Source organism: Clostridioides sp. GD02377 (assembly GCF_045899875.1).
In the GTDB taxonomy this organism is placed as follows: Bacteria; Bacillota; Clostridia; order Peptostreptococcales; family Peptostreptococcaceae; genus Clostridioides; species Clostridioides difficile_A.
Genome location: NZ_JBJODA010000006.1, coordinates 179706 through 204848, shown reverse-complemented (window position 1 = coordinate 204848; position 25143 = coordinate 179706). Strand labels below are relative to the sequence as shown.

General features: G+C 27.2%; 20 protein-coding genes, 2 pseudogenes and 1 riboswitch. Of the genes and pseudogenes, 4 read left to right on the top strand and 18 right to left on the bottom strand.

What is annotated here, in order from left to right; all coding sequences use genetic code 11:
- The 7 genes from Q3304_RS07145 to Q3304_RS07115 all read right to left on the bottom strand — a co-directional run bounded on the left by Q3304_RS07145 (position 1) and on the right by Q3304_RS07115 (position 6891).
- Complete coding sequence (locus Q3304_RS07145) at positions 1 to 450, bottom strand: (2Fe-2S)-binding protein (protein ID WP_054270565.1); 450 nt, start codon at positions 448 to 450, stop codon at positions 1 to 3.
- Positions 450 to 1238 carry an FAD binding domain-containing protein gene (locus Q3304_RS07140; protein ID WP_407815016.1) on the bottom strand — a complete coding sequence of 263 codons (789 nt, stop codon included), beginning with the start codon at positions 1236 to 1238 and terminating at the stop codon, positions 450 to 452. The genes Q3304_RS07145 and Q3304_RS07140 overlap by 1 nt, the downstream gene beginning before the upstream one ends.
- A 192-nt stretch (positions 1239 to 1430) precedes the next feature.
- A complete protein-coding gene (locus Q3304_RS07135) occupies positions 1431 to 2699 on the bottom strand; it encodes a sodium:proton antiporter (protein WP_054270567.1) in 1269 nt (422 codons plus the stop codon).
- Between the two features lie 346 nt (positions 2700 to 3045).
- Positions 3046 to 3207, bottom strand: a complete 162-nt coding sequence (locus Q3304_RS07130) for a DNA polymerase III (protein WP_407815015.1) — start codon at positions 3205 to 3207, stop codon at positions 3046 to 3048.
- Between the two features lie 148 nt (positions 3208 to 3355).
- Complete coding sequence (locus Q3304_RS07125) at positions 3356 to 4438, bottom strand: lysylphosphatidylglycerol synthase transmembrane domain-containing protein (RefSeq protein WP_407815014.1); 1083 nt, start codon at positions 4436 to 4438, stop codon at positions 3356 to 3358.
- A 103-nt stretch (positions 4439 to 4541) separates the two neighbouring features.
- Positions 4542 to 6137, bottom strand: a complete 1596-nt coding sequence (locus tag Q3304_RS07120; protein WP_407815013.1) for a putative ABC transporter permease subunit — start codon at positions 6135 to 6137, stop codon at positions 4542 to 4544.
- A 46-nt stretch (positions 6138 to 6183) separates the two neighbouring features.
- On the bottom strand, positions 6184 to 6891 hold the full coding sequence (locus Q3304_RS07115) for an ABC transporter ATP-binding protein (protein ID WP_054270571.1): 708 nt from the start codon (positions 6889 to 6891) through the stop codon (positions 6184 to 6186).
- Between the two features lie 254 nt (positions 6892 to 7145).
- On the opposite strand from Q3304_RS07115, the gene Q3304_RS07110 reads away from it, so the two are divergent.
- Positions 7146 to 8291, top strand: coding sequence for a DEAD/DEAH box helicase (locus Q3304_RS07110; protein ID WP_407815012.1), 1146 nt, complete (start codon positions 7146 to 7148; stop codon positions 8289 to 8291).
- 94 nt (positions 8292 to 8385) lie between these two features.
- On the opposite strand, the gene Q3304_RS07105 is transcribed toward Q3304_RS07110, so the two are convergent.
- On the bottom strand, positions 8386 to 9762 hold the full coding sequence (locus Q3304_RS07105; RefSeq protein WP_054270573.1) for an NCS2 family permease: 1377 nt from the start codon (positions 9760 to 9762) through the stop codon (positions 8386 to 8388).
- A 93-nt stretch (positions 9763 to 9855) separates the two neighbouring features.
- Positions 9856 to 9958: riboswitch (purine riboswitch) on the bottom strand.
- A gap of 387 nt (positions 9959 to 10345) precedes the next feature.
- Here Q3304_RS07105 and Q3304_RS07100 point away from each other — a divergent pair.
- Positions 10346 to 11740, top strand: coding sequence for an SLC13 family permease (locus Q3304_RS07100; protein WP_407815011.1), 1395 nt, complete (start codon positions 10346 to 10348; stop codon positions 11738 to 11740).
- A gap of 123 nt (positions 11741 to 11863) precedes the next feature.
- Here the strand turns inward: Q3304_RS07100 and fsa are convergent, their stop codons facing one another.
- On the bottom strand, positions 11864 to 12538 hold the full coding sequence (fsa, locus tag Q3304_RS07095) for a fructose-6-phosphate aldolase (RefSeq protein ID WP_054276903.1): 675 nt from the start codon (positions 12536 to 12538) through the stop codon (positions 11864 to 11866).
- A 272-nt stretch (positions 12539 to 12810) separates the two neighbouring features.
- Here fsa and Q3304_RS07090 point away from each other — a divergent pair, with 272 nt between their 5' ends.
- Positions 12811 to 13575: a DeoR/GlpR family DNA-binding transcription regulator gene (locus Q3304_RS07090; protein WP_054270576.1), complete on the top strand. Its 765-nt coding sequence runs from the start codon at positions 12811 to 12813 to the stop codon at positions 13573 to 13575.
- Positions 13576 to 13787: 212 nt separating this feature from the next.
- Here the strand turns inward: Q3304_RS07090 and Q3304_RS07085 are convergent, their stop codons facing one another.
- The 9 genes and pseudogenes from Q3304_RS07085 to Q3304_RS07045 all read right to left on the bottom strand — a co-directional run bounded on the left by Q3304_RS07085 (position 13788) and on the right by Q3304_RS07045 (position 23041).
- A complete protein-coding gene (locus Q3304_RS07085; RefSeq protein WP_054270577.1) occupies positions 13788 to 14009 on the bottom strand; it encodes a hypothetical protein in 222 nt (73 codons plus the stop codon).
- Positions 14010 to 14418: 409 nt separating this feature from the next.
- Positions 14419 to 15696, bottom strand: coding sequence for a cell wall metabolism sensor histidine kinase WalK (locus Q3304_RS07080; protein WP_054270578.1), 1278 nt, complete (start codon positions 15694 to 15696; stop codon positions 14419 to 14421).
- Positions 15680 to 16054 (bottom strand): annotated as a pseudogene (locus Q3304_RS07075) (response regulator transcription factor); the annotation flags it as partial. The pseudogene Q3304_RS07075 and the gene Q3304_RS07080, both read right to left, overlap by 17 nt.
- 90 nt (positions 16055 to 16144) lie before the next feature.
- Positions 16145 to 18016, bottom strand: coding sequence for a group II intron reverse transcriptase/maturase (gene ltrA, locus Q3304_RS07070; RefSeq protein ID WP_407814997.1), 1872 nt, complete (start codon positions 18014 to 18016; stop codon positions 16145 to 16147).
- A 252-nt stretch (positions 18017 to 18268) separates the two neighbouring features.
- Positions 18269 to 18514 carry a hypothetical protein gene (locus Q3304_RS07065; protein WP_407814998.1) on the bottom strand — a complete coding sequence of 82 codons (246 nt, stop codon included), beginning with the start codon at positions 18512 to 18514 and terminating at the stop codon, positions 18269 to 18271.
- A 666-nt stretch (positions 18515 to 19180) separates the two neighbouring features.
- Positions 19181 to 19504 (bottom strand): annotated as a pseudogene (locus Q3304_RS07060) (response regulator); the annotation flags it as partial.
- A 159-nt stretch (positions 19505 to 19663) separates the two neighbouring features.
- Positions 19664 to 22162: a heavy metal translocating P-type ATPase gene (locus tag Q3304_RS07055; protein WP_407814999.1), complete on the bottom strand. Its 2499-nt coding sequence runs from the start codon at positions 22160 to 22162 to the stop codon at positions 19664 to 19666.
- 299 nt (positions 22163 to 22461) lie between these two features.
- Complete coding sequence (locus Q3304_RS07050; protein WP_003424459.1) at positions 22462 to 22653, bottom strand: hypothetical protein; 192 nt, start codon at positions 22651 to 22653, stop codon at positions 22462 to 22464.
- Positions 22654 to 22798: 145 nt separating this feature from the next.
- The gene (locus tag Q3304_RS07045) at positions 22799 to 23041 is read right to left on the bottom strand and encodes a hypothetical protein (protein ID WP_021384973.1); all 243 of its coding nucleotides are present in this window, start codon (positions 23039 to 23041) and stop codon (positions 22799 to 22801) included.
- Positions 23042 to 23251: 210 nt separating this feature from the next.
- Here Q3304_RS07045 and typA point away from each other — a divergent pair, with 210 nt between their 5' ends.
- Positions 23252 to 25075, top strand: a complete 1824-nt coding sequence (gene typA / locus Q3304_RS07040; RefSeq protein ID WP_407815000.1) for a translational GTPase TypA — start codon at positions 23252 to 23254, stop codon at positions 25073 to 25075.
- Positions 25076 to 25143: the final 68 nt, after the last annotated feature.

Here is a 25143-nt window from a genome sequence, read left to right as displayed (position 1 = left end):
CTACTTTACCTCCAGATAAGTTTTGATAGCTCTTAACTGTCCCATATATCCTGTACATCTGCATAGATTTCCTGTCAGATAATGTTTTATTTCTTCATCTGTAGGATTTTCAAGCTCATCTTTCATTGCAAGTACAGTAAGTATAAAACCAGGAGAACAGAATCCGCACTGCTCAGCACCTTCTTTTACCAAAACTTCGCTAAACTCTCTAACTTCATCTTCTAAACCTTCAATTGTAGTTATTTCTTTATTTAAAGCTCTCAATGTCAATGTTGCACAAGATAATGTAGGTTTCTTATCAATTAAAACTGTACAGAGACCACAACATCCTGTGTCACAACCTCTTTTTACACTTAAATTACCAACTTTCCTTAAAGTGTCAACTAAATATTCTTCTGGCTCTATATCTACACTTTTTTTCTTTCCATTTATATTAAGTTTCACTAACATTAAATAACCTCCATTATAGCTCTTTTTAAAAGTACTTTACTCATAGCTTTTCTATAATCCCTAGATGCTCTCATATTAGAACCAAAAGTTAATTCTTCTGACGCAATTTCTATTGCTTTATCTATATTAACTTCATTAACTTCATTATTAGATAGGAATTCACTAGCTTGTTTCGCAATCGTAGCTTTTTGAGGTCTTGCACCTACACATAATTTAAATTTTCCCATGTGTTTTGATACAGATACATTTAGGAGAGGATAATCACTCTTTGCATTTCTTAGTGATTTATAAGAAGCATTTTTATTTGTTTTCTTTATATATACCTTAATTAGTAAATCTTTCTCATACTCTCTATTAAGAAACTCTTCAAGACTAATCCTTCCAGCTTTATATAATTCTACTTCTGTGTCTAATGAAAGCAATGCTACTATCAAGTCAGAAAAACCATATTTAGAAAATACTGTAGCTCCAACCGTTACTACATTTCTAAACTGAATTCCTATTATATCTTTAACTGAATCTTCTATTATATCTCCAAAATTTTTTTTGACTATTTGACTTGTCTCTAAAGTTCTAAAAGTAGTCATAGAGCCAATCTCAATATAATCTTCCTCTTCTTTTATATAGTCTAAGTTTAAATTAGATAATTCTATCCCTGTACCTATTCTTTTTTTCCCCATTCTTAAAAAAGCACTTCCACCAATCACTTGATTAGTTTTTCTTTTATTTAAAATTGAGTACGCTTCTTCTACTGTATCTGGCTGTACAATATCCATAACCGTAAACATAAATTTCCTCCCTTATTTGCTATTCTTATTTTAAATACAACTAATTATATCATAGCTTCAACAAATTTTGATAATAAATATATCCAATATGTAAATTCTGTAAATTACTTCTACATAAAAAATGACTATTTCAACAATTATCATTAGATAATTTTAAAATAGCCATTATTATGTATTATTTAAAGTGAAATTTTAAAAAGTTGATACTTTTTCACTTATATTTATCACTTCTTCTTCTAATAATCCAAGTTTTTTAGCTACCAATTTTGTAGTACTTCCTTGTATTACTAAAGTTATTAGTATAGTCATAAATACTACTGATGAAATTACTTCGTATCCAGGAACTTTCATTGCTGAAATGATACCACAAAGTGCAGCTGGTATTACTCCAGTTTCCCTTACCCACATCATAAATAACATTTCATTTTTACTCCATTTTGCTTCTCTATCCACAAGTGTACAAACTAAAACACAAAGTGGTCTTGCTATAAACATTAATACTAGTACTGTAATTACAGATGGTACAAAATATTGGCCTAATTGAGCTAAATTAACTTGGCTACCTAATATTATAAATATTGCCATACGACAAATAGTACCTAAAGTTTCAGCAACATAGAAATCTGCATCATAAGATTTTTGACTTAACCAAATTCTAAAGTTTTTCTTATTACCAGTTATTATACCTACAATAAAGCAAGACATGTATCCACTTCCACCTAATTTTGTAGATAATTCATATGCAACAACAACTGAAATAACAGATATTATTGGTGCAAAATCTTTGAATATTCCATATGGTTTATCATTAACCAATTTCAAAAGCAGTATTCCTGTAATTAAACCAATCACAACTCCGACAATAACCATTGTCCCTAATTCATAAATATTTTCACTTAATGAAAATTTATTTGATAAAATTACAGCTAACACTGCTGATGTTAATATAGCTCCTGTTGCATCATTAAAAGCTGATTCACTTATTACAGTTTGTTTTACTCTATCCTTTATTTTTACTTGATTAAATATAGGTACAAGAGTAGCTGGGTCTGTTGATGCTATTATAGTTCCTGCTAGTAAAGCAGTCATCGCACTTATTCCAAAAGCAAAGCTTATTACTTGTTGCATTATAAAAGCAGATATCACAACTCCTAAAGTAGCTAGTAAGAATACAGATATCTTTACATTTCTCAACACTTTTAAACTTATTTCTTTTCCACCTAAGTATAAGATAAATGCAGAACCAAATGTAAGTATTAATTGATTTTCTATTTGAAATCCGCGAATATCTATAAATTTTAAAAATGATGGTCCTATTAGAATTCCTACAAGTAAAAATAGTACAACATCAGGAACTTTCAATATTTCGCTAAGCTTGCTACAAATTATTCCAGTTATACTTACAACAGCAAAAATCACCAATAAATTATTACTGGCAATTGTGTGTATAGATGATTCCATGTCAGTCTCTCCTCCCAATATGCATGCATTATATGACATACTCATTTATTCGTTTTACTATATAATTATAGCACACAAATAAATGTTATCAATCATATTTTTTCCTTCCTGCAACTTAACCTTCATTTTTGATAATTAAATAACGCTTCTATAATTTTAATATTTTTTACCAGTTATTAAAAGGTTGATTTTGTCAAGTTTATAATATATATATATTAATACTATCTATATATATATCTTTTTTAGATATTTTTCGACTTTTTTTCTTATTAAAATAACTTTAAATTTAACAATAAAACATTTCATTATATATTTTTTTTAAAACGTACTATTTTCAACATTTTCATTAACTTGGTTTATTCATTTTTTTCTTATCTATCCTATATCCAAGCATACTTCCTATATTTTTACTTGGATGTAATTCTTCAGCAATTTCAAGCTTGTTATGAAGATTTTTTTTCGTACTAAAAATATTACTTCTATTTTCATCTTTTTTATCTTTTTTCATATTTTGTCCTTTCAAAACAATATAAATTTTTCTATTTATTACTTATTATTTCAAATTTCTATAGTTTTAATCAAAAAAAGGAAATTTCTCAATATAATATAGCTTATTTAACACTATATTCGTATCTAGAATTTCCCTAATTATTTTACTAATTAAATTTTTCAATAACTTCCTCTAAATTAGAACTTACTTCTTCTTCTTTTTTCCAATTATTTAAGGTATAATGTGTCCTAAACGTAAATATCCCCGAGACTATTAATATAAAATAGTATACAAATCCACTATATAATAGTACTGAATACCCTAATAACTCTTTGGGAATTATTTTTGAAAACATAGTAAAGAATGTAACTTCATTCGCTCCAACATTTCCTGGTGTTGGTACTGGCGATATTGCCATATACAAAAACACTTGTAGTGTCATTATATGTATGTATGATACTCCTTTTAGATTTGAAGCTTTATACACACAATAGACTATACTAAAATACGCTATTAGTTGCAACACAGTAAGTAATATACTTAAAACTAAAACTCTCACATTTTTAATAAATATTTTTATAGAGTAATTATAATCATCAATATAATGATTTACTCTATCACGTTTTGAATCTAAGAGTTTAAATGTCTTAAATTTAGATAAAAAATTAATCAAAATTTCTGCTACCATTTTTACTTGTTTTGGACTAAATACTATTAGTAGTCCACCTAACAACATACTTACATTCATAATCATCCCGACCGTTATCAAAACTCTAACAGAATGTATTTGTTGCATTAATAACGGCTTATTTAGTAAAATTAAAATTCCACAAAACATGGTAACTGTACTTTGAAACACCACTGTCTTGTTAGTAACTATAGCTACTGATTTGCTAAGGCTCACATCATATTTTGTAAGTGCATATATTTGCATTGGTTGACTCCCAGATGCAAATGGAGTAACTAAGTTATAGTAAAATCCCATCGTAGCCATTTTAATACCAATAAATTTTACTTTTGTCTTCTGAACTGCATTTATTATCAAATGAGTTACAATAGCTTCAATTAGCATATATACTAGTATTATTAATATCCCAAAGAATATATAGGCCTTATTTACCATCCTTATAATTTTAGGTATCATTTTTATATCTAAAGTGGTTAACACTAAATAAGTAGTAATACATATCAAAAATAGCAAAAATCCATATTGAATAAAATCTTTTTCTTTTTTGGATAGTTTTCTCATTTATTTTCTCCTAAATTTTTTCATATCACTATATCATAGTATACTACTTAACATATTCTTTGCAATACTAAAAAAAATAAGTCTCTATTTGACACAAACACATCTATAAACTTTTAAAAATTTTTACTCCTTTAGTAGAAATAATTCTCCATATCATAAAATCTAGTATTAATGTAAGCACACTTGCTAAAACAATATACATATTTAAAAATGAAATTCCCATTAATATATATATACCTCCAAGTACAACTATATATATTAATGATGCTAACATTGTAACTATCATACTTGCACTTCTCTTTACAACTGCAACTTCATTTTTCCAATCAAGATTTGGATATAATAAATTTGTTAATAACCCCATCAAAGCTACAAACATTGAAAAAGTTGTAAGTAAACAAATTGATACAATAATAAATTGGACTTCAAAATCTAATTTTATAGACACTAATATCAAACACAAAATAGATAATGGTGCATTTAATAAAAAATTCATCAATATCTTTGACCAGAATATTTCTTTTTCATCTATTGGAGAAGATTTTAATATCCATAAATTTTTTCCTTCAAAAGAAATCGAACAATATGTTGTACAATTCATTACCATTATAAAGAAGAACACACCTAATAACTGTATTTTTATGATACTAAAATCAATATTCATTTTTAGCAATTCAGCCATTTTATCTGCCCCAAATAGTAATATTAAAATTGTACCTACTATTAGAAATAACAGACCAACAGATGAATTTAAAAAGTAAATGAATGAAGAAGAATATCTTTTAAACTCCTTTTTTAATAGAGCTTTTGATGGTCTTGAAATTTTTTGACTCTTAAACTCATAACTTTTTGACTTATAACTTTCACGCATTTTAGAATTTATATTTTTAAATCTTTTAGCAAATAAAGTTATAAACATAAAAAATGGTATTATTGATATTGATATAAATGCTAAAAAAGAAATTATACTTCCTGTTTTAAGAGCATCAACAAAATAATATGTAGGTGGATATATTTTTCTAATAGTTTCTGAAATAGATACACTATTCTTTAACATTTCAGCTGATATAGAATTCAGTCTTGACATAAATAGAGTATAAAGTAAAAGCAATATTACACTACCTATGATTAATACTAAATTTTTATATTTTATTTTTGATGATATCTGCCCTATAAATAAAAAAATTATTGATGATGCAACTATTGGTAATAGAGGCAAAGCTAAAAATAATAATATTAAATAAGGAAAATAAGCTATACTTACATCAGAATTAAAAAAATAAACTACTGCTGGTATAATCATACATACTGAAGAAAATAAATAGTTTGTTCCAATCAACATCAATATTTTACTTGCTAGTATAGTAGATTCTTTTATAGGTAAACTAGTCAAGAGATCTAAATCTTTTGCTTGAAATAGATATGATGAAGTTTTGTATAATGATGTAACGATAGTTGTTAATGTTGACAGTCCAAACCCAAATATCAGTAACATTTCCATTTGATTTATCTGTTTCAAAATATCAACTAGAGAAAGACTTAAGCTAGTTACATAAAAAATTAGCAACCCTGCTATAATAACAATTGAAAATACCATTCCTATTATTTTTTGTTTTTCTCTTCCATCTGCTTTTTTTAAAGTATTCAATTTAAATTCATTTATTATATTAGTTTTTATTAATATACTTAGATTGTTCATGTTTTATCATTCCTCACTTTAGACACTATATTGTATAAAAAACAATTTATTTTTCTATTAACTCCAAAAAAATACTTTCAAGTGAATTACTTCCTTTAACTTCTTCTGTGCTTCCATAAGCAATTATATTTCCATCCTTTATTATGGCAATCTTATCACAAATTTTTTCGGCAACTTCTAAAACATGTGTTGAGAAAAATATACAACCACCTTTTGCACAGAATTCTTTCATAATCTCTTTCAATATAAACGATGCCTTTGGGTCAAGACCTACAAAAGGTTCATCAAGAATTAAAATTTTTGGATTATGTATTAAAGCTGAAATTATGGCTAATTTTTGTTTCATACCATGTGAATATGAAGATATTAAATCTCCTAATGCTTTATTAAGTTCAAACTTATTCGAATAATATTTTATTAACTCTTCTCTTTTATTTTTATCAACTTCAAATATGTCTGCTATAAAATTAAGATATTGTACACCAGTTAATGATTCATATAAATCCGGATTATCAGGTATATATGCCATTTCTTTTTTACATTCAACAGGTTGTTTTTTTATCGACTTAGAATTTACAAGCACCTCTCCCTCTTCAAAATCGTGTATCCCAACAATTGCCTTAATAGTAGTAGTTTTACCTGCACCATTATGACCTATAAACCCAAAAAGCTCTCCATCATTTACATCAAATGAAATATTATTTACTACTTTCTTATTTTTATATGATTTAGATACATTGATTACCTTTAACATAATTTCCCTCCATATTATAGTTTTGATAGTTGTTATATATAATATATAACAACTATCAAATAATTACAACTTTTATTTGTTTATTTTTAAAGTTTAGAAAATACAAAACCATTAGAAATATGGAAATATAAATTATATTTACTTCTAAATTACACATAATTATAAAAGAATATATAGTTCGATTTGCTTAAACAATGTATAATAAAAAATAGTTGACTATAATAATATTAATGATTAAATAGAAGGAGCAAAACATGAATACATTTGAACAATTAAAAATAAGTTCTACTTTGATAGATGGGCTTAAAAAACAAGACATAACTTCTCCAACAGAAGTTCAGACACTTGCTATAGAAAATATAATACAAAATAAAGATTTATTGATTAATTCTCAGACTGGAACAGGAAAAACACTGGCATATCTTCTACCTATATGTGAAAAAATTGATACATCAAAAAGAGAGACACAAGCGCTTATACTTGCACCTACACATGAACTAGTAATGCAGATTACAAACCAAGTTGAATTATTAGCTAAAAACTCAGAAATTCCTTTAACTTCTTTAGCTTTAATTGGGGAAGTAAATATACAAAAGCAAATAAAAAACATAAAAACAATAAAACCACATATAGTAATTGGTTCTTGTGGAAGAGTTTTAGACTTAATAAAACAAAAGAAATTAAAATCACATAATATAAAAACTATCGTCTTAGATGAAGTAGACAATCTATTGAATGGAAAAAATATAACTTGTATAGAAGATATAATAAGAACTACATTAAGGGATAGACAGATTATAGGATGTTCTGCAAGCCTTACTGATAATACTATAAAAATTTGTGATAAAATTATGAAAGAATTTGAAATAATAAAAACGAAAGAAAAGTCACAAATAAATCCTAATATAAATCACTCATATTTATTAGGTGAAATAAGGGATAAATTTAATTTTCTTAGAAAAACATTAGCTGCCACAAATCCAAAAAGAGCAATTGTATTTGTAAACAACGAAAAAAATATAGAAGTTCTAGTATCAAAACTAAATTATCATAATTATAAGGCAATTGGAATCTTTGGAAACATGGCAAAAGAAGATAGAAAAAATGCAATAAATAAATTTAAACTTGGAAAAGCAAAAATTTTAATTACAACTGATTTATCTGCTCGTGGACTAGATATAGTAGATGTAAGTCATGTTTTTAATTTAGATTTTCCAAAAAGTAAAAATGAATACTTGCATAGATGTGGCCGAACTGCTAGAGGGAATCGAGATGGTAACACAATCTCAATAATAACAAAACAAGAATTAGATGTGATAAAGGATTTACAAAAAGAATTTAATATAACAATTGTGCCTAAAATTTTACAAAATGGAAAGCTAATAGATACAGTTAAATAATTTAACAAATACAAAAGAGCTGTAATTTCTCATTAAAACATGTTAGAAATTACAGCTCTTTATTTTATTAAATTAATTTTTTAAATAATATTCATTATAAAAGCCAAAGTTTTATTATAAATAATATAGCCAAGACAATCATTACTATAGAAACATGCTTCTTATCTTCTGCTTTTTTAGTTCCAAATATATTGTAAAATACATTTACGAAAACATAAGTTAATATACCTAAAGTTAAACCATCACCTATACTATAAGTTAATGCCATACAAGCAATAGTAACAAATGCTGGAACACCTTCAGTTATATTGTCAAACTCTATATCCTTAACTGTACCAAGCATTAAATATCCAACATATATTAAAGCTGGTGCTGTAGCACATGATGGAATTGCTATAAATACAGGAGAGAAAAACATTGCAGCTAAAAATAAAATCCCAACTGTAACTGCTGTCCATCCAGTTCTTCCACCTGCAATAACTCCTGTTGAACTTTCAACATAAGTTGTAACTGTAGACACTCCAAGTCCTGCACCTACTGTAGTTGCAACTGCGTCTGTAAGTAAAGCTCTTCCTACATTAGGAACATTTCCTTTTTCATCTAGCATGTTTGCTTTAGAACAAACACCTACTAATGTACCAACTGTATCAAAGAAATCAACAAATAAAAATGTGCAAACTACTACTAAAAATCCACCTATATTCGTTGGATGTAATACATATCCTAAATCTATTTTACCTGCTATTGGTGCTAAACTTTCAAATTTAAATACTCCACCAGGTAAATATATCCCTAGTTTTTGTGCATACTCTGGATTCATAAAAGCAAATCCCCAAGCAAGTAATGAACTTACTACTATTCCAAAAAGTATAGAACCTTTAACTCTTTTTTTATCTAATACAGCAATAATTATTAATCCTATACAAGTTATTATTACTGCTGGTGTAAATCTACCCATTTTGATAAGAGTAGCTTGATCTCCAATAACAATTCCGCTATTTACTAAACCTATAAGTGCAATAAATATACCAATACCACCTGTAACAGCTAATTTCATATTTTTTGGTATTGCATTTACAACAGCCTCACGAACTCCACTTACTGATAAAACTATAAAAATAATACCTTCTACAAATACTGCTGTAAGAGCCACTTCCCAAGGAACACCCATTTGTAAAACTACTGTGTATGCAAAAAATGCATTAAGACCCATACCTGATGCCAAAGCAAAAGGAAGATTTGCAACTACACCCATTAAAATACATCCAAATGCCGCTGCTAAACATGTCCCTGTAACAAGTGCACCAGCTGGCATACCTGTCTCAGATAAAATATTTGGATTTACAGCTATTATATAAGCCATAGTTAAAAAAGTAGTTACTCCTGCAATGACTTCTTTTTTCATATCAACATTTTTATTAGTCAAAATTGGAAAAAGTTTCTGCATGGTACTACTGTTTGTTGTTTGCATAACAACACCTCCTATTAAATTTTACAAAAAAACGACACAGTAATTGATAAGCTGAGCCGTATCCTTCATAATTCAGTTAATTAAATATTTAATTAACTAAATAATAGTATACATAGTCAGAATATTTACGGTATTCCGGTAGAAACTTATGACCCATATTGTCAAAATTATATGTTATACAATCCAAAACATTATTTTTTCTTTACGAATATTATTTTAATTTATATAATTAATTTTGTCAATATATACGTATATATTATACTGATTTTGTATTAATATTCGATTATATTAAGTATTAATTTCTCTTATCCCGATTATAATTATATTCTTTACATTTTCGAAAAATATATGATATTTTAATACAATTTATTTATAGTTGAAATATAAAGCTTACTCTAAGATTATATTATAATGAATTGATAAATTTTTTATTTTTAAAAAACAAAGTGAAGAATTTAACTATATGCCATAAAGGGTATTAAAAAATTAAAGTTATTGTAAATCATATAATCAATGAATAATCTTTTGATAAAATGTATTTACCTCCATTATGATATAATAAATTATGGAGGTGAATATAAAAATGGGTATTATTCTTAAGCCAAAAAAATTTTATATGACTATTATAGCTACAATAATTCTGTACTTTTCTCTTAATTACAGTTTTAATATAAAATTTTCTATATGCTTATCTTTTTTAACCATCTTAATTTGGGCTATAGACTCTGTTGAAAAAACTGTAGTTGCATTATTTTTCGTAATTCTAGCATTTATTTTTAACATTGCACCCTTAAATGTAATTTTACAATTTTTATTTACAGAAAATTTTTATATAATAGTCCTTGCCTACATAATTACTAATGCAGTTACAAAGACAGGTGTTGCAAGGATTATTTCTGAAAAATTAATTTTAAATATTGTTAACACTCCTAAAAAAATGATTCTTTTATCATATATTTTAGGTATATTGTTAATATTTTTTATTCCACAACCATTCCCAAGGGTCATTTTGGTATCAGCTTTTTACAAAGAGTTTTTAAAAGAACAAAAAATAACTGAAGATTCAAAATCTATACTTTTATTTAGCATATTTACAGCATCTACCTTTACATCTATGTTTTTTATAAATGGAGATACCCTTTTAAACTACGTTGTATTAGAACTTGGAAACTGTAATATAAATTGGGGTCAATGGGCTTTTTATATGTCTGTTCCAACTATAATTACTTGTCTTGTAACTTATTTTTTATTTATTTTTATTTTTAAAAAAGAATTAGCTTCAATAGAATTTATTTCTAACAAAAATCTTGATTCTAATAAATTTCAATTTTCATATTCTAATTTTAAAATGGAGTTTAATTTATTGAATAAGGAACAAAAATACACTTTTTTATGCCTAGGAGTAATGTTTTTTATGTTTTTGACCCAGTTTATACATAACATAAACACTCTAATCATAATGTCAATTTGTGTACTTCTTTTATTATTAAGAAAAATAATTGGATTCAATACTTTAAAAGAAATAAACTGGAAAGTCCTTATTTTTTTCGTAGCGGCATTTTCAATTGGAGGAGTATTAAAGTACTCTGGAGTTGTAGATATAATGGGAAATTATTTGATAAAGTTTATACCACACTCTTCAGAAATTATTTCAATCTTATTTTTAATAACTCTAACAATAGTATTGAATATATGTCTTGGAAGTGCTGTTACTACATCATCTGTGGTAATACCATTGCTTGGAAGTTTGCACATACTAAAAGAAAATAGCATTACATTATGCCTATTTGTCTATATCATAGTAAGTATACAATACATACTACCATTCCATCATGCAACAATAATGGTTGGACACGGTGAAAATCTGTATAATAGCAAGGTTATTTTTAAGTATGGTTTAACTTTAATTCCTTTAACTTATTTTATAATAATATGTGTGACATTCCCCTGGTGGAGATTCATAGGTTTAGAAATCTAAAAAGATGAAAATATGAATTAACTTAAAATAATAGCTTAAATTATTAAAAATAATTCATATTTTCATCTTTTAATACAAGTCTACTTACATAATTAGGCATAAAACCACTTTTTAATTATAATGCTAGATATTATTTGTTTTACTACCTTTTCCAAAAGTATTCTCCCAATCTTCTATAAACTTATCTACACTCCAGTCTGTCAATGGATGATTCATCATAGCCTTACAAATATCGTATGGTACTGTAACACTATGTACTCCATTTTGCATTAATTCTATAACTTGTTGTGCATTTTTAAAACTTGCAGCAAGTACTTTTGTGTCCATTTTATATGTATCTATTATTTTTATAAGCTCTGAAACCATAGATACTCCATCACCAGATATATTATCAAGTCTATTTACATAAGGCGCGATATAGTTTGCTCCAGCTTTTGCAGCCAAAAAACCTTGATGTGCTGTAAATATTGCAGTAGCAGTTATTTTTATCCCTTTTTTATGAAGGTCTTTTATAGCTCTTAAACCATCTTGTGTTACAGGTATTTTTACATATATGTTTTTTCTCAAACTACTTATATATAATGCCTCTTCTAATATTTCTTCATACTTTTTACTTAACACTTGAGCATGTATAGGCATATCCTCACCTATAATTTCACCAATCTCATTTATGAGTTGCTTAAAATTCTTTTTTTCTTTTGAGACAATACTTGGATTTGTAGTTACACCATCTATTGGTAAACAAGTACATAATTCCTTAATCTCCTCTACATTACCTGTATCTAAGATTAGTTGCATTAAAATATCCCCCTTTAGTTTTTATTTATTCTTATTATATATTGATTTGGTATTATTTTCAATAATTTTGTTATTGTTTTTTCTTTTTTATTATTGTTTTACTTTTCTTTTTAATTTTATAATCTCTTTATTTATTAAATTCTAAATATATAATTATCAAAAATATACTTTTTATATTAAATTAATTTTGTATTCCATGTTAAAATAGTTGATATATGGTATTTTATCTTATAATATTTACTATAATACTACATTAGGAAAAGAGGTAAAAAATGTTTGCAGAAGAAAGGATTCAAGCTATATTAAATATCCTAAAAAAAGAAGGTAGAGTTACTGTAAAAGAACTCAGTTCTAAATTTAACGTTACAGAAGATTGTATAAGAAAAGACTTAAAAAATATAGAAAAAATCTCTTCAATACGAAGAATTTATGGTGGAGCTGTATTAGCCAGAGAAACCTTAGAAAACCAAGATACAAAAGATAGAAAAGAAATCAACATTCCAACAAAGAAAATAATAGCAGAGAAAGCATTTAATCTAATTACAGATAGAGAAACTATATTTTTAGACATCTCTACAATTAATATTTTACTGGCAAAACTTCTAGCTGAAAGTAATAAAAAGGTGACACTAGTGACAAATATGTTGGACATACTAAATGTAGTTACTTCAAGACCAAATAATTTAAATATAATCTCTACTGGAGGTTTATTAAATCTTAGTCTAGATGGATTTGTTGGCACTCCAACTATAGACTTTATATCAAAATATAAATTTGACAAGACCTTTATGGGTAGTTGTGGTGTGGATGTATTTAACTCTTCACTTACAACTTTTGAAATTGAAGATGGGCTTACAAAAAAAGCTATAATAAATTCAAGTAAGAAAGTATTTATAGTTATGGAAGATAAAAAATTTAAATTTGATGGAAACTTTAAATTTGCTCACTTAGAAGATATTAGTTCTATAATTACAGAAAAATCTCCTACTCCTGATATAGTAAACACTTTATCCGAATTTAATGTAAATGTTTTATAAACTCAATTACACACTTTATAGATTTACTTATAAATACAAATTATTATTTTATAAAGAAGCTTAAAAAACCTAATTTTCTAATAATTATTTTACAATTGAATTTAGTGGTTAAAACTAATTTGAAATAGACTTTCTAAATGTAATACAGTTATTTTTAGAAAGTCTATTTCTTTAACAAACAATTTAATACTATTATACACTATATATAAATCTTATTTCATTTCATCTTTCATTTGCTTTTCTATTTCTTTAGCAAATTTTTTTTGCTCGTATCTTTCCATCATTTCGTCTTTTTTCATTTCTAAGTTTACCATAGCACCTTGTGCATCATCTTTTAAATCCTCAGCAGTATTCTTCATTACATAAGCTGTCTTTTTAACACCGTCTTTTATATCTTCTTTCATATTTTTCATGTCTCTTTTTAATCTATCCATCAAAACTACCTCCTCTGTAAATATAATATTTTCTATATTTATTTTTCCCAAAGTACATATATTTATTTGCAATATCACTTATAATTTTTAAGTCATTAAATGTAATTTAATAGTGCTTAAATATATAAATTTTGATAGATTAAATATTTCTTGTTTCAAAATAAAAATAACATCAAACATAAACTATATGCTCGATGTTATTTTCTAAATTCACAATAACTTAATTGTTGGGATTACTATAATGATGACTTATATGGAGGATGTAATAAAATCTCATCATTATAGTTTGGTGTATTTTATGGTTTAAAACTTTTTTTATTTATATTTATATAATACATTTTTAGTATGAATTTTTTATGATTTTAGAATGAACTATTATTGAAACTTCTATATTATTTATTCAAACAAATCAATTTTTAAATTCGACTGTAAATACTACAGAGTTTTCTTTATTTTTTATACTATAATCAAATCCATGACTTTTAAAAATTTGACTGACTATATAAAGTCCAAGTCCACTTCCTCCAGTTTTTCGTGAACGAGATTTTTCTATTCTATAAAACGGATTAAATATTTCTTCTAAATAACGTTTCTCTATAGTTACACCAGTATTTTCAATTTCTAAAATTACCCTTTGATTAGAAGTCTTTTTATTTATACGTTTATTTTTATCATAAAGTCTAATTATAAGCTCTGAACCTTCAGGAGAATATTTTATGGCATTATTTATTATATTATTAATTGCCTTAGTTATTCTTTCTTGGTCTGCTTTTACTTCTAGATTTTCCTCTATTTTTAAAATAGTTTTCATATGTTTTTCTTCTATTAAAAATACTTGTCTTTTTACCAATCTATTTAAAAGTTCGCTTATATTTATTGATACAAGCTTCAAATCTTTTTCAAGTATCTCTGATTTTGAAACTTCTATCATTTCATTTACTAAATCTTTTAATTCTTGTGTACATTCATATGATTTTTTCAGATAAGTATCCCTATCTTTATACTTACCTACACTATAAATCATCCCTTCAATTTGACCACTTATTATGGTTATTGGAGTTTTTAGTTCATGTGATATTGTAGCTACAAAATCCTTTCTCCTATATTCTTGTTCTCTCTCACTCTCTATTATATTTATCAGAGGTTTTGTTATTACAATCGAATATATATAGGCTCCAATAATTGCTATTAATATCGCTATTGATATGATGTATGGCATTAACTTTCTTATAACTTCGTTTGCTTCATCAATTGGCTGTAATGGCATAACGAGTTCCAAAGTATATGGCCCATCTTTTGCATCTTTAGTATATATAGGTATAGATGTTCTATATTCATCCTCAATGCTATTAATCATGTACTTACTATATCTTAAAATAACTACTTCATTTTTACCATATACGATTTTTCCTTGACTATCTTTTAATAAAATAGCAAGATTTTGGTCTTTAGCCATATAATAAAGTCTTTCTTCTAGAGTATACGTATCAAAATGAATCGAACTATCTACTAAAGACTTTAAACTTTCTTGAAGAGACTCAATTTTATACTCATGATAATATGATGGCAATAAAAAATATAAAATTAAATATATTATTAAAGCTAATGCTATTAATAATGATGTCGTTATAGAAAATAACTTATACTTTATGCTTAACTTTTCCCACTTATCAAATATCCTTCTCAAGTGTATATCCTATCCCTTTTACAGTTTTAATATATGGTAATGATATTTTTTTTCTTATATTTTTTATATGTGCATCTACAATCCTAGTATCTCCATAATAGTCATAACCCCATATACTATCTAAAAGACCTTCTCTAGTTATAACCTGTGGATACTTTTCTATTAGAGCTTTCAATATATTAAACTCTTTTAGTGTAAGCTCTATAGGTTCTCCATCTATCTCAGCTATATATGTGTTTAAATCTAGCTTTAATTTTTCAAATACTATAAATTTATCATTTATAGTTTTGTTACTTCTTCTCAAAATAGCTTCTACTCTTTTTATAAGAAGATTAAATGAAAATGGCTTTGTTATATATAGCGATAGGTAAGACTTTGAAGTTATCTCCATCTTTTCCCCCGCTCCACACCGTACGTGAGACTTTCACCTCATACGGCGTTCCCTCAATTATTTATCAATCGTAATTATTTCATTTCCAACTATTTTACGGTATTTATTAATTTTCTTCATTGCACGTTTTTGATTTTCTGCCCATTTGATATATAACATTGGTATTTCATCACTTGTCATATGTATTAACTTGTGTATTATATGATTTAACAAAATTAGATTATCGTATTTATCTGTACCCCCTTGTTCTCTTGGCACTATATGATGCGTTTCCATATATAAGTCCAGTGGTAGATTACATATAGGACACATACCTTTTTGTGCTGAATATAATGATAGTCTATTGTCATTATATTCAATGCTTCTGTTGGGTATTGGATTTCTTACTAGGTAGTTCAATATATCTTTATCTATATAACCTAGTTTTTTGTGAATTTTCATCCGTCCTATTTCCGTATAATTTGATATTATTTGTTCAAAATTATATGGATTTCTAATTTTGATACCACATATTGGATATATAATTGCTTTGTTGACATATCTATCATATCCTTTATAGTGTTTGTATTTAATGATGTATTCCATTGTTTTATATCCATGTTTGGTTCTGCAACCTTTTAAACGTGTTTTGAAGCTTTTAGAAAGATTATAATTTATTTTTGAAAAATCTATATAAGCATTATTTGCAATGCCATAGTAGTTATGTGCCCCTGCAATTATTCTATTTAGTTTATATACATTCTTCGTTATAGGAAATTTCTGTATTATTTTTAATTGTTCTTTTATGTTATTTGTTACCTTTTGTTTTGCTTTTTCTGTTAATCTTACATACGCAATATATTTTTGATATTTTTTATAGGCTTTTATTTTAAATCCTAGAAATTCTGAATTTGTGTATCTTACATCTGTTATTTTAGATTTTTCTGGACTTACTTCTAATCCTAGTCTGCTTTTTAACCACTTTTGTGTTGCTAAATATGCTCTTTTTGCATGGTCATAGTTTTTACATATGATTTTAAAATCATCTGCATATCGGACTATGTACATTTCTTTCAGATTAGTTTTTTTCCTCAGGTCTCTGTATTTATTACCTGTATATTTATATTCTTTCTTAGTTTTGTATGTTTGCCATTGGTTACTTATCCACCAATCTAATTCATTTAATACAATATTAGCTAAAAGTGGCGATAAGATTCCTCCTTGTGGAACACCTTTTGATACTTTTCCGATTCCTTTTACTTCAGCTTTTAACATAGCACTTATTATACTTATCACTTTTTTGTCTCTTATTCCTATTGCCCAAATTTGCTTTAATAATTTACTGTGATTGACATTATCAAAGAAACCTTTTATATCTATATCTACAATCACATAAGCTTTGTCGATATTGATTTTCTTAAGTACATTTGCTATTGCATGTTCAGAGCTTCTGTTAGGTCTAAATCCATAACTATTTCTATGGAATTTTGCTTCACATATAGGTTCTAAAACTTGCTTTATACACTGTTGTATTAGTCTATCTTCTATTGTTGGTATTCCTAATGGTCGCATCTTACCGTTTCCTTTTGGTATCTCAACTCTTTTTATTTGTTGTGGTTTATAATTGCTTAATCTAGTTTTTATATAATTGAGATAATAATCTATTGGTTGATTTTCCCAATATCTTATATTGTGTCTATTAATTCCTGGAGTTTTACTTCCATGATTAGACTTTATTTTCCTGTAAGCTAACATTATATTTTCATTACTTGTTATGATGTTATATAGATTAGTGAATTTGCTTCCAGTTAAGCTTTGTCTATATAAATTGTCAAATATATGTTGCATATTGTAATATTCATTATATCTTAGTGTATCTTTCTTTAAGCTTATTTCTTCCGTATTTTTCATTGGTTTAGGTCGATTATCTCCTTGTAGTTTTTGTAACATGGAATATAATCTTTCTTAGTCTTAACTTGAACCCTAAAATTTGATTTGTTTTGTTTGAAATTAATTAGATAATTTTTAAATAATTGACTTGAGCCTATCCCTCCACTATTTATTATCATAGTTTCACAGGTACTGTGGCTCTACTCTCATTCGTGTAAAAGTAAGTTATATTAGATTTGTAGTTAATTTTGATTGGTGTATCATATGGGGTAATATTTTACCCCATATAATTTAATATATTAATAACATATATTAAATGCATTTTCTGTCGTATTCACGACAGTTCTTGAGAAATACATTTAATATTGAGGAAGGTATGATTTTCATACCTTCTTCTTTTGTAATTTCTATAAGTTCAACTCTTTCACGATTATTCACTATTTTTGGACATAGTCGTGTAAATTTGAAGTCATGATTACAAAATTCATATGTTATCATTATATCTAGGTAGAACTGTGTTCTACCTAGTTTTATTTCAGTAATTTCTGCTTTTTCCATATTCTTGAACTCCTTTGAAAATATATTAAAAACTAAAAAAGGAGGAGTTTTCAATGAATGAAAATGAAAATACTTTCCATAAATTATACCATTTTTGTATTTTATTGTCAATCAAAATGTTCTTTCTAACTTTCCTTACTACCACTTCATTTGCTTGATAAGAGCATCGATGTCACGAACTTTCCACTTTCCAACAACTTTATCTTTGCATATACCCTTAGACCTCTCCTATAACCCTGTTTCAACAATATTGCCTGTAACAATATAAGGTTTTTCATAACGACTAATTTTACTCAACCTCTGAAACGACTTTTTAGTCCCTTTACATTTCTATAAAGCATGCGTATAGAGTCTTTCTCTCGGAGATTCGTCGGAGTTTTCTACACTCATTCTAATCATAGGTATTTTATAGACACCCGACCTATCATGTACTCGACTACCTCTAGTTCGATTTTCCTTAGTATTGTATACTATTAGGGTACATTTCAGCCGACTTTACCAAGCTTACAACCTCTATATCTTATCCTATAGACGCTGTTTGGAGTATCAGTGTTAGCCCTTCAAGGCGTTACCCTATCATTTGACTAATCAAGTTGTTAGTTCTACTTATCGGATTACTAATACATACTTTTGTATGTATTAGTTTTATTTAATCTTCTAAGCGATATAGCTTTTCACTATATAAAGTGTCGCACAGTCATCACATTCTAGGTCAAAGCCTTTAAGTTGGTCCCCTTCATCATTCAAAGCAGTCAAAAATATAATTGGAACACTTGATGATTTTCTTATCATTTTACAAACCCCATAACCATCTAGATTTGGCATCATTATATCTAATATAACTAAATCATAACTTCCTTGTTTAAACTTTTGTATACCTTCCAACCCATCATTGGCTGTATCAACTTGATAACCTTCTGCACTTAAAAATTCTGATATTAATTCTTGTATATTTGAATCATCTTCAATTACAAGTATTGACGAGTTCATTCTATCAATCCTTTCTATTTTATTTGAAATTTCCTACATTACTTATATTTTATATCATTGTTGTGAATTTTACATGAAAAAAGAGCTATCTTAATTTGTAAATTAATTCTTTTAATTTAAAGATAGCTCTTTTTTATACATTTTATTTAACTTTTTAATCTAATCTCTTTTATATGGTTTGAAATTTTTAAGTCTAAGTGCATTTGAAACAACTGAAACTGAACTTAAACTCATAGCCGCTGCTGCAATCATGGGATTTAACAAAGGTCCTCCAAATATATACAATAATCCTGCTGCTACAGGTATACCAATCGTATTGTATCCAAATGCCCAAAATAGGTTTTGTTTTATGTTTTTTATAGTCTCATGACTAAGTTTAATTGCTGTTGGAACATCCATCAAGTCACTCTTCATAAGTACTATATCTGCAGACTCAATTGCTACATCAGTTCCACTTCCTATTGCTATACCTATATTTGCTTTTGCAAGGGCTGGAGCATCATTTATTCCATCTCCTACCATTGCAACAAAGTTGCCTTGGTTTTGCAATTTTTCAACTTCTTTAGACTTATCTTCTGGTAATACTTCTGCTAACACCATATCTATACCTACTTGACTTGCTATAGCATTTGCAGTTTTTACATTATCTCCAGTTACCATTGCAACTTTTATTCCCATATCATGAAGGATTTCTATTGCTTTTTTACTACTTTCTTTAACTACATCTGCTACTGCAATTATTCCTGCCAACTTTCCATCTACAGCTATATACATAGGTGTTTTACCTTGGCTTGCCAACTCATTAGATTTTTCTTCTAAATCTTCAAGAAGAATATTATTATCATTCATAAGTTTTTTATTTCCAAGTAATATATTTTCTTTATTGATAATAACTTGTATACCAGCACCTGGTATAGCTTTAAAATCGTCAACTTTTTCCAATTTTATATTCTCTTCTTCACCATATCTTACTATTGCTTCACCAAGAGGATGTTCTGAACCTTTTTCTGCACTTGAAGCAATCTTAATAAGATATTCTTCTTCTACATTATTTAATACAATATCTGTTACCTTTGGTTTTCCTTCTGTTATTGTTCCTGTTTTATCAAATATTACTGTATTTACTTTATGTGCAGATTCTAATGCTTCTCCACCTTTTATCAATATACCATTTTCTGCACCTTTTCCAGTCCCAACCATTATAGCAGTTGGTGTTGCTAATCCTAGTGCACAAGGACAAGCAATTACAAGCACTGATATAAAGATAGTAAGTACAAAGACTATATCTTTTCCACCTACTAAAAACCACAATAATGATGCCACTACTGCTATTGCAATTACTATTGGTACAAAATATCCAGACACAGTATCTGCAAGTTTGGCAATAGGTGCCTTTGTACCTTGAGCATCTTCAACTAATTTTATTATTTGAGCAAGAGTTGTGTCTCCACCGATTTTTTCAGCCTTAAACTTAATAACTCCATTTTTATTTATACTAGCTCCTGTAACTTTACTTCCAACATTCTTTTCTACTGGTATACTTTCTCCTGTAAGCATAGATTCATCAACTGATGTATATCCCTCTATTACGACACCATCTACTGGTATCTTAGTACCTGGCTTTACTAATATTATATCTCCAATTCCTACTTCTTCTATAGGAGTCTCTACTTCTTTACCATCCACTAATACTATTGCAGTTTTTGGTTGTAATCCCATAAGTTTTTTAATTGCTTCTGATGTTTTTCCTTTTGATTTTGATTCTAAATATTTGCCAAGTAAAATAAGTGCTATTATTATTCCTGCACTTTCATAATATAACTGATGATGGTGCATACCTTGAATTTGTCCATTTGCTATTTGTATTGTTGTATATAAACTATACAAAAATGCTGCTAATGTACCAATTGCAACTAAAGAATCCATATTAGGGCTTAAAGAAAAAAGTGCTTTAAATCCATTTATATAAAATTTATATCCAGCTATCATTACTGGTATTACTAAAATCAGCTGAATTAATGCATAATTCAAAGTATTCGTCATAGGGTTTATAATCTCTGGCAAAGGCCATGGCCCTATAGGCTTTATTATCATAGGTCCCATTGCTATATAAAACAATGGAACTGCAAATACTATTGCAACTATAAATTTAACAAATAAAGACTTCATTTCTTTTTCTTTTCTTAATTTATCTTCATCTACATCAACCTTATCTCTTACCTCTTCTATTGGCTTATATCCAGCTTTTTCAATAGCTGCTTTTATTTGAGATAATTTTACCTTTGATGGATTATAATCTATATTAGCTTTATCTGTTGCTATATTTACACTAATGTTCTCTACTCCATCCAATTTCTTTACTACTCTCTCTACTGCTTTTGCACAAGCTGCACATGTCATTCCATCAATTTTCATATCAATTTTTTTATTACTTTCTTCCTTTACAATTCCATATCCAGCTTTTTCTACAACCTGTTTTATATCATCAAAACTAACTTTAGAATTATCATATTCTATTTTAAGTTTTTCAGTAGCTATATTTACACTCTGGTCATATACTCCATCCATTTTCTTGGTTACTCTTTCTACTGCCTTTGCACAGGCTGCACATGTCATACCTGTGATTTTATAACTTTCTACTACTTTATTTGAACTCATAATAAATCCGTCCTTTCTTTTAACATGTTTTCAATCAATTTATAATTTTGCACTTTGATATGTAATCTTGATAAATTATTTATTTAGAAATCTATATTTTTATTATACCCCCTATAGGTATACTTAATCAATATTTTTTTATAATTTTTTATAAATAAATTTATTAGTTATATTTATTTGTATTTACTAAAAAAGTATACTCCTAATTAAATATATAAATAAAAATAGAGTATATAAATTGTTTAATGTTTGTACAATTTATATACTCTATTTCTTATAATTTATATTCTATTTATAGTTTATTCCTTACATGCTTCGAAAAATTCTGCTTCTGTTTCTTTTATTTCAAGCTCATTGTCTATTATCCCGACAGCTTCTTTTTTAAATGCTCTACATTGACCTATACAACCAGTCTTCACATTTTCTTCTCCAACTAAAGTTTTTAACTTATTTACATCCACATTTGAACAGTTTGGACATACTCTTATCATATTTAAGTTCCTCCTAATTAATGTCTAATTAATAGTTTTATACCCAAATATAAATTTTATAAAAATCTTTTTTGTTATAAATTATTTCCATAAATTCCATTTTTATCATATTATCAACATTATATAGACATTTTATATATTATTATTACATGTATGGTGGTATCTGTTGTTTTCTTATTATTTCCAATTCTTTAATTTCCAAAGATTTAATTACATTTACTTTGTAGTTTTCTTTAGACTTTATATATAAAACATCTTCTGTCTTTTTACCTTCAATAAATTTATGAGACCATTCTAATAGCTCATCAAAATTACAAATCTCTTCTTTTAAGAAAGTATCACTTTCGCTAGCAAAATACTTAATTATTATTTTTGTTACTTCCAACATATATCATCCTTTGCTTTTTATTAATATTTTCATTTATAAATCTATTATTTGTATATAAAAATTTTTTAAACAAAATAAATTTTTATATACAAAACTAGCATTTTTGTTCAATTTGAGCTATATTAATACATTTTAATCTATTTCTCCTTGTACCTAATAATATATTGTGATATAATTAGTAAGTTATTTTAATCGAAGGGAGCAACAAAGATGTCACAAAAACATAAAATTATAAATATCGCAGTTATAGCCCACGTTGATGCTGGAAAGTCAACATTGGTTGATGCGTTCCTTTCTCAAGGTGGTGTTTTTAGAAAGAACGAAGTAGTCAAAGACTGCGTTATGGACAGTAACGACCTTGAAAAAGAAAGAGGCATAACTATATATTCAAAAAACTGTGCAATAAACTATGAAGATTATAAAATAAATATAGTTGATACTCCAGGACATAGCGACTTTTCTTCTGAAGTTGAGCGTGTTATGAAAACTGTTGACACAGTTATTTTATTAGTTGATGCTAGTGAAGGCCCAATGCCTCAAACTAGATTCGTTTTACAAAAATCTTTAGAGTTCGGTTTAAAACCAATATTATTTATAAACAAGATTGATAAAAAAGACCAAAGAGCGGAAGAAGTAGTTAATGAAGTTTTCGATTTATTTGTAGACTTAAATGCAACAGATGAACAATGTGAATTCCCTATAATATATGGTATAGCTAAGCAAGGTATAGCTAAACTTGAAATGGATGATGATAGTGAAGACCTTTCTCCTCTATTTAAAACTATTGTAAATCATGTTGAAGCTTATCCTGATTATGACAATGAACCTTTACAGTTCCAAATATCAGCCCTTGCATATGATGATTATGTAGGTAGACTTGGTATAGGTAGAATTTACAAAGGTACTCTTAAAAGCAATACACAAGTTGCTATATGTAGAGAAGATTCTGTTGTATCTAAAGGAAAAGTATCAAAACTTTCTGTGTATGAAGGTTTAAAACAAGTTGAAGTTGATGAAGCTACTAGTGGAGAAATAGTTGTTATAGCTGGTATACCAGATATATCTATAGGAGAAACTCTATGTGATTTAGATAATCTACTACCTATGGAAATGATAAGAATAGAAGAACCTACTCTTTCAATGAACTTCTTAGTAAACGACTCTCCATTTGTTGGAAAAAGTGGAAAGTTTGTTACAACTAGACATTTAAAAGATAGACTTGAAAAAGAACTTGAAGTGAATGTTGGGCTTAAAGTTGAACCTCTTGAAACTACTGATGGATATAAAGTTTCTGGACGTGGAGAACTTCACTTATCTATACTACTTGAAAATATGAGACGTGAAGGTTATGAAATTGGTGTTTCTAAACCTGAAGTTTTAATGCATAAAGAAGATGGAAAATTAATGGAACCAGTAGAAAGAGTTGTTGTAAACTGTCCTGAAGTTTATTCTGGTACTATTATAAACGAATTGAACTTAAGAAAAGGTATGATGGAATCTATGTCAATAGAAGGAGACTATGTAAAAATAGAATTCTTAGCACCTACTCGTGGTCTTTTAGGATATAGAAGTGAATTTATAAATGCTACTCGTGGAGAAGGTACTCTAGTTCGTTCATTTGAAAAGTTTGAAGAATTCAAAGGAGAGATACCTTCAAGAGGAAATGGTGTTTTAATAGCACAAGGACCTGGTGTTACTATGGGTTATTCTCTTAATGCTTTAAGTGATAGAGCTGTAATGTTCGTAGACCCTGGTGTAGAAGTTTATGAAGGTATGATAATCGGTATGAATTCTAGAAAAGACGACATGGTAGTCAATCCTTGTAAAAATAAAAAAATGAGTAATGTACGTGCTTCTGGTTCAGATGATGCTATAAAACTATCTCCACCTAGAATATTTACTCTTGAAGAAGCTCTAGAATTTATAGAAGATGATGAATTAGTTGAAATCACACCTGATTCTATAAGACTTAGAAAAAGATTCTTAAATGAACATGATAGATTAAGATATAATAAATCTAGACAAGGTAAATAATATATATTTATCTCTAGTTAATAAAATAGCCATACATACTAAAAGATATCTTTCAGTATATATGGCTA

Bases quoted from the DNA above. Each gene is read 5' to 3' on its own strand.
- Q3304_RS07050 (WP_003424459.1), bottom strand. From the start codon at position 22,653: ATGATAAGAGTATGTCCAAACTGTTCAAATGTGGATGTAAATAAGTTA.
- Q3304_RS07140 (WP_407815016.1), bottom strand. From the start codon at position 1,238: ATGTTTACGGTTATGGATATTGTACAGCCAGATACAGTAGAAGAAGCG.
- fsa (WP_054276903.1), bottom strand. From the start codon at position 12,538: ATGCAACTAATCTTAGATACAGGTAATGTAGAGGAGATTAAGGAATTA.
- Q3304_RS07130 (WP_407815015.1), bottom strand. From the start codon at position 3,207: ATGAAAAAAGATAAAAAAGATGAAAATAGAAGTAATATTTTTAGTACG.
- Q3304_RS07100 (WP_407815011.1), top strand. From the start codon at position 10,346: ATGGGTATTATTCTTAAGCCAAAAAAATTTTATATGACTATTATAGCT.
- Q3304_RS07145 (WP_054270565.1), bottom strand. From the start codon at position 450: ATGTTAGTGAAACTTAATATAAATGGAAAGAAAAAAAGTGTAGATATA.
- Q3304_RS07090 (WP_054270576.1), top strand. From the start codon at position 12,811: ATGTTTGCAGAAGAAAGGATTCAAGCTATATTAAATATCCTAAAAAAA.
- ltrA (WP_407814997.1), bottom strand. From the start codon at position 18,016: ATGTTACAAAAACTACAAGGAGATAATCGACCTAAACCAATGAAAAAT.
- Q3304_RS07120 (WP_407815013.1), bottom strand. From the start codon at position 6,137: ATGAACAATCTAAGTATATTAATAAAAACTAATATAATAAATGAATTT.
- Q3304_RS07055 (WP_407814999.1), bottom strand. From the start codon at position 22,162: ATGAGTTCAAATAAAGTAGTAGAAAGTTATAAAATCACAGGTATGACA.
- Q3304_RS07115 (WP_054270571.1), bottom strand. From the start codon at position 6,891: ATGTTAAAGGTAATCAATGTATCTAAATCATATAAAAATAAGAAAGTA.
- Q3304_RS07110 (WP_407815012.1), top strand. From the start codon at position 7,146: ATGAATACATTTGAACAATTAAAAATAAGTTCTACTTTGATAGATGGG.
- Q3304_RS07085 (WP_054270577.1), bottom strand. From the start codon at position 14,009: ATGGATAGATTAAAAAGAGACATGAAAAATATGAAAGAAGATATAAAA.
- Q3304_RS07135 (WP_054270567.1), bottom strand. From the start codon at position 2,699: ATGGAATCATCTATACACACAATTGCCAGTAATAATTTATTGGTGATT.
- Q3304_RS07065 (WP_407814998.1), bottom strand. From the start codon at position 18,514: ATGGAAAAAGCAGAAATTACTGAAATAAAACTAGGTAGAACACAGTTC.
- Q3304_RS07105 (WP_054270573.1), bottom strand. From the start codon at position 9,762: ATGCAAACAACAAACAGTAGTACCATGCAGAAACTTTTTCCAATTTTG.
- typA (WP_407815000.1), top strand. From the start codon at position 23,252: ATGTCACAAAAACATAAAATTATAAATATCGCAGTTATAGCCCACGTT.
- Q3304_RS07045 (WP_021384973.1), bottom strand. From the start codon at position 23,041: ATGTTGGAAGTAACAAAAATAATAATTAAGTATTTTGCTAGCGAAAGT.
- Q3304_RS07125 (WP_407815014.1), bottom strand. From the start codon at position 4,438: ATGAGAAAACTATCCAAAAAAGAAAAAGATTTTATTCAATATGGATTT.